Annotated in this window: 11 protein-coding genes and 1 riboswitch; of the genes, 3 read left to right on the forward strand and 8 right to left on the reverse strand. The window is 42.1% G+C overall.

The window, feature by feature from the left end:
• Position 1: 1 nt before the first annotated feature.
• Positions 2–1069, forward strand: coding sequence for a HEAT repeat domain-containing protein (locus tag B2W36_RS18240; protein WP_293889098.1), 1068 nt, complete (start codon positions 2–4; stop codon positions 1067–1069).
• Positions 1063–4482 carry a sulfatase-like hydrolase/transferase gene (locus B2W36_RS18245; protein ID WP_293889099.1) on the forward strand — a complete coding sequence of 1140 codons (3420 nt, stop codon included), beginning with the start codon at positions 1063–1065 and terminating at the stop codon, positions 4480–4482. Before B2W36_RS18240 ends, B2W36_RS18245 begins: the two co-directional genes overlap by 7 nt.
• Here B2W36_RS18245 and B2W36_RS18250 read toward each other — a convergent pair.
• The 8 genes from B2W36_RS18250 to thiS all read right to left on the reverse strand — a co-directional run bounded on the left by B2W36_RS18250 (position 4479) and on the right by thiS (position 11733).
• A complete protein-coding gene (locus B2W36_RS18250; protein WP_293889100.1) occupies positions 4479–5714 on the reverse strand; it encodes a YaiO family outer membrane beta-barrel protein in 1236 nt (411 codons plus the stop codon). The genes B2W36_RS18245 and B2W36_RS18250 overlap by 4 nt on opposite strands.
• Before the next feature lie 143 nt (positions 5715–5857).
• Positions 5858–6568, reverse strand: a complete 711-nt coding sequence (locus B2W36_RS18255) for a HesA/MoeB/ThiF family protein (protein WP_293879153.1) — start codon at positions 6566–6568, stop codon at positions 5858–5860.
• Between the two features lie 4 nt (positions 6569–6572).
• Positions 6573–7697, reverse strand: a complete 1125-nt coding sequence (thiH, locus tag B2W36_RS18260; protein WP_293889101.1) for a 2-iminoacetate synthase ThiH — start codon at positions 7695–7697, stop codon at positions 6573–6575.
• A 10-nt stretch (positions 7698–7707) separates the two neighbouring features.
• On the reverse strand, positions 7708–8478 hold the full coding sequence (locus tag B2W36_RS18265) for a thiazole synthase (protein ID WP_293879149.1): 771 nt from the start codon (positions 8476–8478) through the stop codon (positions 7708–7710).
• Positions 8475–9107: a thiamine phosphate synthase gene (gene thiE, locus B2W36_RS18270; RefSeq protein ID WP_293889102.1), complete on the reverse strand. Its 633-nt coding sequence runs from the start codon at positions 9105–9107 to the stop codon at positions 8475–8477. The genes B2W36_RS18265 and thiE overlap by 4 nt, the downstream gene beginning before the upstream one ends.
• Positions 9053–9670, reverse strand: a complete 618-nt coding sequence (locus tag B2W36_RS18275) for a thiamine phosphate synthase (RefSeq protein ID WP_293879145.1) — start codon at positions 9668–9670, stop codon at positions 9053–9055. The genes thiE and B2W36_RS18275 overlap by 55 nt, the downstream gene beginning before the upstream one ends.
• On the reverse strand, positions 9667–11481 hold the full coding sequence (gene thiC, locus B2W36_RS18280) for a phosphomethylpyrimidine synthase ThiC (protein ID WP_293889103.1): 1815 nt from the start codon (positions 11479–11481) through the stop codon (positions 9667–9669). Before thiC ends, B2W36_RS18275 begins: the two co-directional genes overlap by 4 nt.
• A gap of 45 nt (positions 11482–11526) precedes the next feature.
• Positions 11527–11733 carry a sulfur carrier protein ThiS gene (thiS, locus tag B2W36_RS18285; protein ID WP_293879141.1) on the reverse strand — a complete coding sequence of 69 codons (207 nt, stop codon included), beginning with the start codon at positions 11731–11733 and terminating at the stop codon, positions 11527–11529.
• A gap of 59 nt (positions 11734–11792) precedes the next feature.
• Positions 11793–11888, reverse strand: a riboswitch (TPP riboswitch).
• A gap of 191 nt (positions 11889–12079) precedes the next feature.
• Between thiS and B2W36_RS18290 the strand changes: the two genes are divergently transcribed.
• Positions 12080–14683, forward strand: coding sequence for an alpha-L-rhamnosidase (locus B2W36_RS18290; RefSeq protein WP_293889104.1), 2604 nt, complete (start codon positions 12080–12082; stop codon positions 14681–14683).
• Positions 14684–14874 lie beyond the last annotated feature (191 nt).

A 14874-nucleotide genomic window follows, 5' to 3' on the forward strand; every position in this document is an offset into this window, starting at 1 on the left:
TATGCATCATCATATCGCACTACATGAACTTATTCTTGCGATTGTTATCGTGTTGATCTTAGTACTGTTGTTGATTATTACCGTATTAGGATACAGCTTCTATAGTTATCGAATACTTCATAATAAGCACTCTTGGAAAGAAATCATCGAGTTTAAGATTATGGAGACAATCGTAGGGAATGATGACCGTAGTGATAGCGATAAGGGATTTGCGGAGCATTTAAGGGAGCCTTCGTTTCGGGCTCTTTTTTTAGATGTATTGGTTGATTCGGATCGAAAATTTTCTGGTGCTGCTAAACAATCAATTAATAGGCTGTTTCGTGATTTTGAACTCGAGGATGAAGCCTGGCGAAAACTCAGGCATCGCAGCGGCTATTTGGTAGCCGGCGGTGTTCAGGAACTTGCAGCCATGAATGTCGAAGCTGCAATACCTGAAATCATGGAGAAGTTGAACGATCCCCGAACTGCCGTTTATCAGGAGGCCCAATATGCGCTTGTTAGTTTTAAGGGATACGAAGGCCTTGGCTTTTTGGATCATTTCAACAAGCCGTTATCAGACTGGCAACAGCTCCGCTTATTGTATTCAATTCATGATATACCAGAACAGGCTGATTTACAGGTAAAGGATTGGATCCATAGTAAAAATGATTCGGTTGTTATCTTTACTTTACGTCTAATTCGAAAATTTAGATTGATGACCCTTTATACATTGGTCTTTAGCCTATTGGAACATCCTTCGATAAATGTTCGTGTACAGGCGGTAAGAACTTTGCAAGCAATTGAGAGCAGTGAGACTATTCAGCAATTTATACAAGGTTTTGATCTGCAGCCACTCGCAGTGCAGAATGAGATGCTGAAGGCGATGAAGATGATCAAAAGTAAAGAAAGTGAGCATTTTCTTAAAGAACTGCTGTGGAATCATAGCCCAGTATCAATTAAGATTTCTGCCGCAGAAGTACTTGTCGTTCTTGGAGAGGAACACTATCTGCGGGAGATCTCCCAAGGTGGAGATACTTACGACGAGCTTAGACAAATTATTAAACACGCTTTGCAAGAGAAAAAATGTTAGAGTTTTCCCATATCGTATATGAAATTATAGTTTGGTTATTTTTGCTTTATTCGGGGGCGGTATTTCTTATCTATGCTTGGATAGGATTATATGCTTATGGAGCTGTGTTTCGTTACAAACATGATAACACGTTTACGGACTATGGTATTATTGCCACCAACCCCAATGCACCTACATTCAGTCTGATTGCACCGGCCTATAACGAGGGTATGACCATCGTCGAGAATGTGCGGTCCTTATTGTCGTTGTATTACCATAATTTAGAAATTATAATCGTAAATGATGGAAGTAAGGATGATTCGATATCGAAATTGATCACGTCTTATGAACTTGAACCGACGTCATTCTTTGTTCAGGGAAACATTGAGACCAAGGAGATACGGGGAATCTATAAGAGTAAGAATCCGGCGTTTAAGAAGCTGATTGTTGTAGATAAAGAGAATGGGGGCAAGGCGGACGCGCTTAACGTTGGGGTGAATATTTCTTCCGGAGATTATATCGTTTGTATTGATGTGGATTGTATTTTAGAACAAGATGCCATTTTAAAACTAGCGAAGCCATTTTTAGAACAAACTGACAAACGCGTTATCGCTTGCGGCGGCGTTATCCGTTTAGCCAACAATTGTAACGTCGTGAATGGGTCCGTTGTGGATGTTAATTTGCCAAAGTCTTGGTTGGGGCGTACCCAAGCTTTAGAATATATCCGCGCTTTCATTTTGGGGCGAATGGCTTGGTCTAGAGCTTCGGGATTAATTCTTATTTCAGGTGCATTTGGCGCTTTTAACCGGGAGATTGTGTTGGCTTGCGGAGGCTATGACCGAAATACGGTTGGGGAGGATATGGAGCTTGTTGTTCGTATGCGTCGCTATATGGAAGAGCAAAAGCAGGCTTACGAGGTCGTTAATATTCCTGATCCCTTATGCTGGACGGAGGTGCCAGAATCTAAAGAGGTACTACGTAAGCAGCGCAATCGTTGGATGCGCGGCACGATGGAAACCTTATGGAAGCATCGCAAACTCATGTTCAATCCGAAGTATGGTCGGTTCGGTATGGTTAGCATGCCTTATTGGTTTTTCTTTGAATTTTTGGGGCCTATTGTCGAATTTACGGGTTACATTGTTTTTCTAATCTTTTTTATACTCGGAATCATCAACTGGCCATTTTTCTTCGCACTTTTTGCACTGGTAATTGCTTCGGGAATTTTGTATTCCATCTATGCCATCCTGATTGATCTTGTTAGCCACCAGGTCTATTCAAAGAAGCGGGACCTTTCGACGTTAATAACTACCGCTATTCTAGAACCATTTTACTTTCACCCTATTGTCGTTAAAGCTGGAGTCCAGGGGGTTGTTGATTACTTTCGCAAGCAGCATGGCTGGGGAGAAATGACACGACAAGGCTTTCAACAAAAAGATGCCAATGAGTCGGTTTGGAAATACCTCGGTCATCGATTAAATCTGTCGTTAAAAAGCTTAGGACCTGTGATGTTGGTTGTCTTTGCCTTGTATATGTTATCCGTTGGTGTAGAATGGTGGTGGTACGGTCGTCGATTTTCTCAGCTTTCGGAGGTCCACGCAGGCAAATACCTATTTTTGGATAACATCCTGTTTATCTTTCAAGCCTTAGCGTGTTTGGGAATAGGCTATTTATTGCTACAATTCTTAAGCAGATTTTGGGCGAGGCTTCTTTTGATCATTTCGTTCTCGCTTATTGTTGTTATGCAGTTCATCTTATTTCTGTATTTTGGCGAATCGAGAAATTTGCTTGGGGCTGATATGTTCTATTACAGTTCGGAAGAGATGAAGCAAATTTTGGAGGCTAGCGGTATGTTGAGTTTTACCAATATTGCTTTACTTTTATTATTGATCGCAATTTCTTGGGTTCCGCTTTGGATTGCCAATAAAAAGACATTCAAAAAAAACTATGTTAGTATTGCACTCTTATCTTTGGGGATCATATCGTTTTTCATTAGTTCGGCTTCGCTTTTAGGGGGTAGGTCCGATAACGATGAATTCGTAGCCAATGCAAGCCGGAGTAAATGGCGTTATTTCTTCAATTCCAATTTATCAAATTATGTGGATGAACCCCCGGGTATGCTCGCAATGTTCCATAAAGAGGAGGATACAAAGGTGTTGGATACTAAATTTCCTTTTTTGAAAAAAGAAGATACCAAAGATTTTCTAGGAACACACCTTCAGAAAACGACGAAAGTGCCCAATTTAGTTATTCTCGTCATTGAGGGGCTAGGGCATGCCTATAGCGCTGAGAATGGCTATATCGGTAACTTCACGCCATTTATCGGTAAACTGAAGCAGCAATCGCTGTATTGGGACAATAACATGAGTTCTTCAGGACGGACATTTTCTGTTCTGCCTACGATAACAGGCTCACTACCTTTTGCTATGCACGGTTTTTTAGAGCAAGATACCTTACCAGACAATTTCAATCTATTTAATATTCTAAAGAGCAACGGATTTAATACTGGTTTTTTCTATGGCGGTCATTCAAATTTTGACTTCATGAAGAAGTTCATGGATTATAATAAAATTGATATGCTCATCGATCAGGAAGCATTTGGTCCTCCATATAAGAAATTGCCTGAAAAGGGGGGAGAAAGTTGGGGATATGAAGACCAAGCTGTATTTAGTAAGCTTCTTGAAGTACAGAAAGTGCAGCAAAAACCTTATTTCCATGTGCTTTTGACGCTCTCTACACATAATCCATTTTTGATTAATAATGCGGCCCATTATGAGCAATTATTTGATCAACGTATGGTGACATTGAACCTTACGGCCGAGCAGAAAAAGTGGGCTTTAGAAAACCGTACGCAGCTGGTCTCAGTGTTGAATTTGGATGATGCGATGGAACAATTTTTTGAATCTTACAAAAAGAGAGCAGATTTTGCAAATACGATTTTTGTCATAACTGGAGACCACGCAATGCCTGAGATACCGTTACAAAGCAAAATCGATCGTTATCATGTTCCTTTGTTGATTTATTCACCACTTTTAAAAGGGCCAAAGACTTTTCATCATTTTGTTAGCCATTTTGATGTCGCGCCATCTATATTGGCCTACTATCGAGAAAACTTTGGAGTTAAAACTCCCGGTCAAGTTACTTGGATAGGTGCGGGCCTTGACAAAGGGGCATCTGCACAAGGTGATGGCATCGGTATGATGCAGAGCAAAAATCAGTTGATTGATTTTGTAAGGGGTAATTATCATCTTTCTGATGGACAACTGTATCAGTTGGATGGTGTGTTCAATGAAGACGTGGCCTCGGATAATGCGAAAGAGGAGGTTACAAGGCGCTTTGAATTATTTAAGCGCAAAAATAAGCTATTCTATACAGAGAAGCGGCTCATTCCGGATAGCGTCTATACCAACTATTTCAAACGGACAGGAAACCGCTAGAATTTTCGAATATAGCCTAGGATGATGTCTAGTTGATTTCCTTTTTCTTTGGGACGGAATTCTTGGTTATAATAGGTGCCCGAAATTGAAAACAGATTACTTTGCTTAACAGAGAAATTATATTCAGCACCTACTTTAAATGTTTTTAATTTATAGGAAGCGTTGTCCAATAGATTATTTCGGTTTTCCTCAGGGCTCAAACCCGTTCCGGCGCTAAATCCGAAGTAATCGTTTGCTCCTTTTGTATAATAGCGGACTGTTCCGGTATACGATTGGGAAATATTCTTTTCGCCTGGAGTAAGGTAAGTCCTTAGATTGAACCACAAGTTTTGGTAATATTTTCCGACTGAAGCTGTGTACATCCAGATGTTGTCACTAAAATAGAGCTGACGATATCCGATTTCCCCCTCAAAGCTGTTCGGAAGATTGGCATAGAGAGACACACCAGTTCTATATTTCGCAAAAATCCCCACATTATTGGAATAGCCTGCTCCGACATAAAGGTAAAATATCTTTGAAAGCCGTGGGTAAGCCTCCATCTCAAATTGGACGCCATTTTCTGCAAATTTATTCGCATAGTTAGTTCTGAAAATTACAGATCCTATTGCTGTTGCCCGTTTATAACTTAATCCAACAATGTGCCAATTGTGATCAAACTGTTTGTCAAAATAGACAAAATTGTACGTCAGACCGATTGCATTTTTAGCGGTATACTCTTCAATATTTTTTGCCAATGCTCTGGCCTCCGTATTTTTTGGATTAATTTCCAACAAACTATGAATTGCCTTTTCGGCAGTTTCGTATTGATCGTTGCCATAGCTTATTTTGCCTTTTAGCAATAGTAAATCCTGAGACTGCGGATGTATGCGTAGCCCTTTATCGGTGATTGCAATTGCTCTTTCAGCCTGGTCGTTCCAATACTCAAGCGAAGCGTACGCCAAAAAGAAATCTTCATCAGTGGTATTTTTTCTATCCAGTTCCGTAAAGATGGCCCTTGCCGAATCTATCTTATCTGACCAGGTATAAATGCGCGCTAAAAAAATGTTGATATCCGTGTAGTCCGGTGCTTGAAGTAGCGCCTGCTTGGACAATTGAATCGCTTGTGGATAATCTTTTGATTCAAAAGCAACCTTTCGCGCTTTAGCAAAGAGATCATCGGCAGTGAGTTTTGTCTCTTGCGCCATGGAGAATAAAGGTATTAGTGATAGTAATGGATAAATTACTTTTTTCATTCCGGATTGTATAGTTGACATTTAAGCTTGCTAATATATAAACTAAAATTAGCAAAATTTGTTTGTGCACTGTGGTTTTAAATAAATTTTGCGCGCTCGTGAATCCTTCTAAACCATTTATGGGATACCATTTGAGACGACATTTAGAATGAGAGTTTAGAAAACCGCCAATTTAAGGTATCGATAATGGTTAACTGGTTGCTGTCTACAGGTAAACCGGTTATGATCTTAAGTACCTGCATAGCCATCATGCTACCTATGATCCCTGGCAGGGGGCCTAGTACTCCATTTTTATCGCAATTTGGAACCTGATCGGGGTTTGGGGGAGTGGGAAAGATGTCCAGAAGGTGTTTACTGCCTTCAAAGTTAAAAACTGCCAGCTGTCCTTCAAAGCCGTGGATGCTCCCATATACCAAGGGTTTATCGAGTTTCAAGCAAATTTGATTCAGTAAGTAACGTGTCGAGAAGTTATCCGAGCAATCTACTACTATTTGATAGGGAGCAAGAATTGCAGCCGCGTTGTTCGGTTCTATCTTCACCTGAACCGTATGAAAATCAATTGTACTATTATGCTGTCGAATATAGTCTTGGGCACTTTCGGTTTTAGTTTTGTGAATGTTGTTTTCGGAGTGTATGATCTGTCTATTTAGATTGTGGATTTCAACATGGTCAAAATCAGCCAGGCCAAGTTTACCTATACCTGCAGCGGCTAAATATTGAAGGACGGGACTTCCGAGTCCCCCTGCGCCAACAATCAATACCTTGGCATCCATGATTTTTCTTTGTCCTGAGACGCCAATTTCATCGATAAAAATCTGCCGGCTATAGCGCTCAAAAATATTGTCTTTTTTCATTTATTTAACGTACTATGCCAGCGAAATTGGTTTCCCAGTCCTTCATCACCGGCGAGTATCCCATTTTTCGGATTTGACTTTTTATGGTTTCCATATCCCTTTCATCGCTTACTTCAAATTGTTCTAAAGCTTGTGGATCGACAACATAGCCCCCGGGATTTGTTTTTGATGCAGCGCTCATCGTCGTTACTCCAATGGGTATAATATGATCTCTAAAAGTTTCGTTTTCCCTTGTGGAAATAGAGATTTCCAAATTTTCATTCCACAGGCGATATGCACAGATCAGCTGCAGTAGATCGCGGTCGGCCAAATGAAAATTTGGTTCCAAAGAGCCAGCAGCTGGACGCAGGCGTGGAAAGGAAATTGAATAACGAGTCTGCCAATAATGTTTTTGTAAATAAGCAATGTGTGCGGCGGTAAAGAAACTGTCCACCCGCCAGTCTTCGAGCCCCAGTAATACACCCAATCCGATTTTATGGATGCCTGCCCGGCCTATACGATCAGGTGTATCCAAACGATAATCAAAATTTGACTTTTTTCCTTTGGGATGATATTGCCTATAAACTTCCCGGTGGTATGTCTCCTGATAAACCAAGATGGCATATACGCCAGCGGCCTGCAATAACTCGTACTCGGATTGTTCCAACGGTTGTACCTCAATGGATATCTGGGAAAAATGGGACTTTAGAAGTTGAATAGCATGTAGGAAATAATTGATTTCAACAGTTTTGTTAGCTTCTCCGCTAACGAGGAGGATATGGTTGACTCCCATAGCTTTAAGTGCCATCGCTTCCAGTAACAACTCGGTATCGCTAAGCGTCTTTCGTCTGATTTTGTTGTCCATGCTGAAACCACAATAGGTACAAATATTTTGGCACTCATTGCTGAGGTAAAGGGGAGCATACAGCTGAATAGTTTTGCCGAATCGGCGCTGTGTGAGTTGTTGTGTCTTTTGAGCCATTTGTTCCAGATATGGAGCCGCTGCCGGAGCGGTAAGTGTGCCAAAATCATATAGGGTCAAATGATCCTTATTTAGCACATGCTGTACATCCCGATCTGTAGTGCTGTAAATTTGCATTTGGATTTCATCCCAGGAGTATTGATTGAAAAGCATTTTAAAATCGGTCATAAGGCAATGATTAGTCTAACAAAAATGAAGTTAACGGGCTCGAAGCGACGGCATGTGCTCCGACCTTTCCTAAGCCGGCCTCATAGGCTCTTCGGCCAGCTGTAACCGCTTCTTTGAATGCTGCGGCCATGCGTACGGGGTTATTGGAAATGGCAATTGCCGTATTCACTAAAACAGCGTCTGCTCCGATTTCCATAGCTTTGGCGGCATCGGAAGGCGCTCCGATGCCAGCATCTATAACGACGGGTACATTACTTTGTTCAATGATAATTTCAAGAAAGTCCATAGTACGAAGTCCTTTATTACTGCCAATAGGAGCACCTAGAGGCATAACTGCTGCTGTGCCTGCATTTTCCAGCCTTTTACAAAGTACTGGATCTGCATGGATATAAGGCATGACGACGAACCCCAATTTGGCCAACGATTCAGTTGCACGTAAGGTTTCAATGGGATCAGGTAATAGATAGCGAGGATCGGGATGAATTTCCAACTTTACCCAGTTTGTTTCCAAAGCCTCTCGTGCAAGTTGGGCTGCGAGTACCGCTTCTTTAGCAGTACGTGCTCCCGAGGTATTGGGAAGCAAATGAATATTTTTCAGATGGAGGGCATTCAGGATATTGTCGTCTACGGTGTTCTGATCGATGCGTTTGAGGGCCACGGTAACCAACTGGGAAGCCGAAGATTCAATGGCATGGCTCATTTCTGTGAGACTGCCGAACTTGCCCGTACCCAAAAATAACCTTGATTCAAATACGCGATCGGCTATGGTTAAATTGCTCATATTAAAATTTTGTTGATTGATGAAACGATTGCTGGATTATAGTTTATACGAGCGGAAATTGCAACTCCATAAACTCCAGTTTGTAATAGCTGTTGAATGTCGTCGAGGTGGGCTATACCGCCTATGGCGAATATCGGGATAGGGGATAACCCTTCTCGTCTGACCTGCCTAATGATATTTTCATATCCGTCAAGCCCCAATACGGGACTTAGTTTTTGTTTTGTTGTCGTAAATCGGAATGGTCCAAGCCCGATATAGTCACAATTTTCCGTTATTCTTTGATTTACATCTGTAAAGCTATTGGCAGTACCGCCAATTATTTTTCCTGGCCCCAATAGCTTCCTTGCCGCAGCGATACTGCCGTCCTCCAGTCCGAGATGTACGCCGTCTGCGTCTACAGCCGCTGCAAGCGCAGGATGATCATTGATGATACAGGTGGCGCCGTATAGCGAACACACGTTTTTGATCTTTTCTGCCAATGTGTAAAGATGCTCTTGGCGAGCTCCTTTCCACCTAACTTGTATCCATTTGACACCAGCATCAAGAGCTTTTAAAATATTATCTTTTTGTGCATCTAATGTTTGTCCTTGTGATATGTATTGGAGTTTTTCCATAGTTTTTGTTGACATGCAATGAAATTTTGAATTGGGTCTGGATGCTGCCATAAAGCGCCATACAAAGCAATTCCATCTGCCCCTTCCTGCAATGGCAGGAGGCAGTTAGCTTGGTTTATACCGCCAAGTGCTATCAGACGAACCGTAAAATTAACGCGTTTTGGAAGTTGATTCAGTTGGGCATTATCTCGTCCGTATCCTTTTTTTGAAATACTTGGAAATATTGGACTGAGAAGAGCATAAGCCCAGCATTCATCCAGTTTGTTGAATGCCAGGATATCATGTACAGATGTTGAGCAAATAATTGGAGCGTTCATCTGACTGGAGGGGCTATGCTGTCTACTCCATTCATTTATATGAATGCGTGCGATCCCAAGTTCAGCCGACAGGTGAGGGTGGGAATGGAGGACCAACTTTTCAAGATATGCAGGATCTATTGATTCTACATATCTTGCCATTTGTAAGTCTGTAAAATGATATTTGCGTAAGTGCAGGAAATCGAGTCCCTTTTCAAAAAGTGTATGGAGAACCGCTTTTTCGGTATCTATGGTCTCTTCTGGCGTTAGTGCAATGATCATGAATAGATTTCTTTACCCTGTGCGATAAATTCTTGGGATTTTTCAAGCATACCCTGCGCTGCACTATCCCGTATTTCTTGCGTAATTTTCATGGAGCAAAATTTGGGGCCGCACATGGAACAGAAATGAGCTACTTTAGCTGCATCTGCAGGCAAGGTTTCGTCATGATATTCCCGTGCGGTATCCGGATCTAGGGACAGATTGAATTGATCTTCCCATCTGAATTCAAATCTTGCTTTACTTAAAGCATTGTCACGATACTGTGCTCCAGGGTGTCCTTTGGCCAAATCGGCAGCATGCGCGGCTAGTTTGTACGTGATGACACCATCTTTAACATCTTTTTTATTTGGTAGTCCGAGGTGTTCTTTTGGGGTGACATAACAAAGCATGGCACAACCGTACCAACCGATCATCGCGGCTCCAATGGCCGAAGTAATATGGTCATACCCCGGAGCAATATCGGTGGTAAGCGGGCCTAAGGTATAAAATGGAGCTTCATTACAACATTCCAGTTGTTTGTCCATATTTTCTTTGATCAGTTGCATTGGGACGTGACCGGGGCCCTCTATCATTACCTGAACATCGTGTTTCCAGGCGATCTTCGCAAGTTCACCCAATGTTTCGAGTTCAGCAAATTGAGCCGCATCGTTGGCGTCCGCAATAGCTCCAGGGCGAAGACCATCGCCAAGCGAAAAAGCGACGTCATATTGTTTCATAATCGAGCAGATTTCCTCAAAATGGGTATAAAGAAAGTTTTCTTTGTGGTGAAAAAGACACCATTTAGCCATGATGGAACCACCTCTTGAGACGATACCAGTTACCCTTGAAGCTGTAAGATGAATATAGCGAAGCAGTACACCTGCATGTATAGTAAAGTATGAAACACCTTGTTCTGCCTGTTCGATCAAGGTGTCTTTAAATATCTCCCAAGTAAGGTCTTCGGCTACCCCTTTTACTTTTTCTAATGCTTGATAGATTGGTACGGTGCCGATTGGAACGGGTGAATTGCGGATGATCCACTCGCGGGTTTCATGAATATTTTTACCTGTGGAGAGATCCATGATGGTGTCGGCCCCCCAACGGCAGGCCCAAACCGCTTTCTCAACTTCCTCTTCGATACTCGAGCTAACAGCACTATTGCCAATGTTGGCATTGATCTTAACCAGGAAATTACGGCCAATGATCATCGGTTCACTTTCAGGGTGATTGATATTATTGGGAATGATCGCTCTTCCGGCAGCGATTTCTTCGCGGACAAACTCGGGAGTAATCTTTTTTTTAGGTGTTCTGGCACCAAAGTTTTCACCTGTATGCTGATGATCCATTCCAGGTGTGGTGGCTACTAGCTGCTCGATACGTTGATTTTCCCGGATAGCTACGTACTCCATTTCGGGGGTAATGATGCCTTTCTTTGCATAATGTAATTGGGTGACATTTCCGCCAGAAGTGGCCACCTTCGGTTTATGACTATAGGCAAATCGGAGCGCATCAAGCGTTGGGTCACAGAGCCTTTTTTGTCCGTATTGGGATGTGATGTTGGCTAGCTGGGTCACGTCCTGGCGATTCAATATCCATTGTTCGCGAAGCCGCGGGAGACCTTTTCGGATATCGATCTGAAAATCCTCATCGGTATATGGACCAGAGGTATCGTAGATTGTGATAGGGGGATTAATTTCTACTTGCCCATTGCTCAATTTGGTTTGACTTAAAGAAATTTGTCGCATAGCAACTTGAATAGGAAATAGCGTTCCAGGTACAAAAATTTTCTTTGAATTGGGAAAAGGGGATTGCGTAATTGTTTCAGCTGTCATTTTTCTGAATTGAATTGAATGATTAGGGTGATTTTTTTGAAATCATTATCCGCCTTGCGATGCGGTTATTAAGATGATTTGATCGTGAGGATTGAGTGTTGTTGTAGCCCAATCTTCCTTGGGTATAACATGGTTGTTGATGGCAGCGGCAACACCTTGGGTTTTGCCAGATAATTCCAAGACCAATAGTTCCTCAAGTGAAAGAGGGGCGGGGTCGAAAAATCGAATTTGATGGTTTATTGTAAGTTCCATTCCTTAATTTTTTTGGTTAAACTTTAGGAATGGCTACACGAAGGTACAGCAATGCACCTGTTAGACAGCTCACTTTTCCCTACGCCAGTATGATCCGGATCAGGTTCTAAGGGTAAAATCTCAGCCTGCACAAGCAGACACCCCTAAAGTTAAAACGAAGATAGTATTATTTTTGTGAAAGTTGCAAGAATTTTAATTTAAATGCCTCACAGATAGATCAGGAAAGTGCAGGTCGCGATTTGGGAAATATTTAATATATTCGTTTTTTAATCAGCTAAAACAATTTAACAGTTACCGACAATTATACCCTTTAATGCGTAGGATTTTATTGACAATACTATTGTGTATGGCATGTACTGCATATGCACAATCTAAGAATAACTGCACTGCTGTACAGTTGACATGCGAACATCTGGTCAATCCGCTAGGCATTGACGCATCCCGTCCGAGACTAAGCTGGCGCCTTGAAGACCAGCGAAGGGACGCTTTACAACAAGCTTATCAGATTCTTTTAGGGCAAGATTCTCTTGCATTGTTACACGGGGCAAAAGCGCATTGGGACAGTGGAAAGCAGCTAAGTTCGGCGATGTTGGTGCAATATAATGGTACCGAGTTAAAACCGCGGACAAAATACTTTTGGCGAGTTAAAGTATGGGACCGAGACGGCATTTCCAGCGTTTCAGCAATAGCATCTTTCGAGACTGGAATGATGGGGAAGGATCTTTGGACAGGAAAATGGATCAGTGACAATAAAGATATCAATGCGCGCAACGCTCCGTATTTTAGGACTGAATTCACTGCCAAGAAGCGAATAAAATCGGCTCGTGCTTATGTTGCTGCTGCCGGATTATATGAACTTTCTATTAATGGCGTGCGCATTGGAGACCACCGTCTTGATCCCATGTATACGCGATTTGATCGTCGAACACTGTATGTGGTAGAGGATGTTACCGGACAACTTCAACGAGGTGCGAACGCGATTGGCGTCGTTTTGGGAAATGGATGGTATAATCATCAACCGCTGGCGGTATGGAACTTTCATCAAGCCCCATGGCGAAATCGGCCAACATTCTGTTTGGAGCTTAAAATCGAGTATACAGACGGCACACAGGAAACGGTCGTTTCAGATAAGCAGTGGAAAACAGCTTCCGGTCCAATTATCTATAACAATATTTACACGGGTGAGCATTACGATGCTCGAATTGACATGCCCGGGTGGGATATGCCAAAATTTGAAGATTCAGCCTGGCAGGCCGTTCAATATAGAACTGCTCCATCTACCTATATCGTTTCTCAACAAATGGTTCCGATTCGACTGGGAAAAGTATTCAGACCAAAATCAGTCACAAAGATTGACCACCGTACGTATGTTTTCGATATGGGGCAGAATATGGCGGGGATTACAAGGATTCAGGTAAAGGGGCCGAGGGGTACTGTTCTGCGTATTAAGCATGGTGAACGGTTACAGTCTGATGGCCGACTCGATCAGTCCAATATCGATGTTTACTATCTTGGCGATAAGGAAAGCGAGCCATTTCAGACGGATATACTAACCTTAAGTGGTCGCGATGATGAGTTTATGGCTAAATTTGGTTATAAAGGCTTTCGTTATGTCGAGGTTAGCAGCAGCGCAGCGATAGCTTTGGATAATTCTGCTGTGACTGCCTATTTTATGCACAGCGATGTTGAACCTATCGGACAGCTTAAAACATCCTCGGAATTGATTAACAAACTATGGAAAGCGACCAACAATGCCTATTTGTCGAATTTGATGGGGTATCCTACGGACTGCCCGCAACGCGAAAAAAATGGTTGGACAGGGGATGGTCACCTGGCGATTGAAACTGCCCTGTATAATTTTGACGGTATTACAGTTTATGAAAAATGGCTGGCCGATCATCGTGATGAGCAACAAGAGAATGGCGTATTACCAGATATTATTCCAACGGGTGGATGGGGGTATGGTACTGCGAATGGTCTTGACTGGACAAGCACCATCGCCATTATCCCTTGGCAGATCTATCAGTTTTATGGTGATCCGCGTGCATTGGAAGAATGCTACGATAATATTAAACGCTATGTCGATTATGTCGACGGCATCAGCCCCTCAGGCCTTACTACTTTTGGACGCGGAGATTGGGTTCCAGTTAAGGCTCAGTCCAATTTGGAACTGACGTCATCTGTTTATTTCTATGCTGATGCGACCATTTTGGCTGCAGCTGCAAAGTTGTTCGGAAAAACGGCAGACCATCAAAAATATGATCAACTTAGCAAAAGAATCAAGGCGGCAATTAATGCGAGATTTTTGAATGTTTCTAGTGGAATTTATAACAATGGAACACAGACGGAATTGAGTGTACCGCTCTATTGGGGAGTTGTCCCTGACGAAATGAAAGCGAGGGTTGCGGCCAATCTAAATAGGAAAGTTGAAGAGGCTCACTTTCACTTGGACGTAGGGGTATTGGGAGCAAAAGCCCTCTTGAATGCATTGAAAGATAACGGGTATGGGGTTACCGCGTATAAAGTTGCGGTACAAGATACCTATCCGTCTTGGGGATGGTGGATTGTCAATGGGGCGACAACACTGTTAGAGAACTGGGATTTAAAAGCAACTCGGGATATTTCGGACAACCACATGATGTTTGGTGAAATTGGTGGCTGGTTTTTTAAATCTATCGGCGGGATTCTTCCTGATCCCGAACAACCTGGATTCAAAAACATACTGTTGAAGCCTATTTTTCCTCAGGAATTGAAAGAATCATCCATTTCTTACGAATCACCCTATGGTAAAATTTTATCTCATTGGAAATTAAGTGGTAATAAGATTGTATATGATGTTCAGATACCTCCAAATGCGAAGGCGACATTTTATCCTCCAAATAATGTAAGCCATGGTAATATTATTGCATTGAAGGCTGGTAAACACCGGTTGGAATTGGAACTCAAGTAACATTTTACTGGTATCAATCCTATTGTATTTGATTGATACCAGCAAAAATATTTTATATTTGGAAGAAATACGTGGAACGATTTTACCTTTTTGAATTCATCTTCCAATATAGGAAATTGAAGTCAATCGTATCAAAATGAAATTTTCATCTTTTGGAAACTTGTCGTAATTAGTTGCAACCAAAAAAATAG

The sequence above is a fragment of the Sphingobacterium sp. UBA3549 genome (assembly GCF_002376635.1).
Lineage (GTDB): Bacteria > Bacteroidota > Bacteroidia > Sphingobacteriales > Sphingobacteriaceae > Sphingobacterium.

What these genes read in the sequence shown, in the direction of transcription:
- B2W36_RS18240 (WP_293889098.1), top strand. Translation starts at nt 2, where the DNA reads ATGCATCATCATATCGCACTACATGAACTTATTCTTGCGATTGTTATC.
- B2W36_RS18245 (WP_293889099.1), top strand. Translation starts at nt 1,063, where the DNA reads ATGTTAGAGTTTTCCCATATCGTATATGAAATTATAGTTTGGTTATTT.
- B2W36_RS18250 (WP_293889100.1), bottom strand. Translation starts at nt 5,714, where the DNA reads ATGAAAAAAGTAATTTATCCATTACTATCACTAATACCTTTATTCTCC.
- B2W36_RS18255 (WP_293879153.1), bottom strand. Translation starts at nt 6,568, where the DNA reads ATGAAAAAAGACAATATTTTTGAGCGCTATAGCCGGCAGATTTTTATC.
- thiH (WP_293889101.1), bottom strand. Translation starts at nt 7,697, where the DNA reads ATGACCGATTTTAAAATGCTTTTCAATCAATACTCCTGGGATGAAATC.
- B2W36_RS18265 (WP_293879149.1), bottom strand. Translation starts at nt 8,478, where the DNA reads ATGAGCAATTTAACCATAGCCGATCGCGTATTTGAATCAAGGTTATTT.
- thiE (WP_293889102.1), bottom strand. Translation starts at nt 9,107, where the DNA reads ATGTCAACAAAAACTATGGAAAAACTCCAATACATATCACAAGGACAA.
- B2W36_RS18275 (WP_293879145.1), bottom strand. Translation starts at nt 9,670, where the DNA reads ATGATCATTGCACTAACGCCAGAAGAGACCATAGATACCGAAAAAGCG.
- thiC (WP_293889103.1), bottom strand. Translation starts at nt 11,481, where the DNA reads ATGACAGCTGAAACAATTACGCAATCCCCTTTTCCCAATTCAAAGAAA.
- thiS (WP_293879141.1), bottom strand. Translation starts at nt 11,733, where the DNA reads ATGGAACTTACAATAAACCATCAAATTCGATTTTTCGACCCCGCCCCT.
- B2W36_RS18290 (WP_293889104.1), top strand. Translation starts at nt 12,080, where the DNA reads ATGGCATGTACTGCATATGCACAATCTAAGAATAACTGCACTGCTGTA.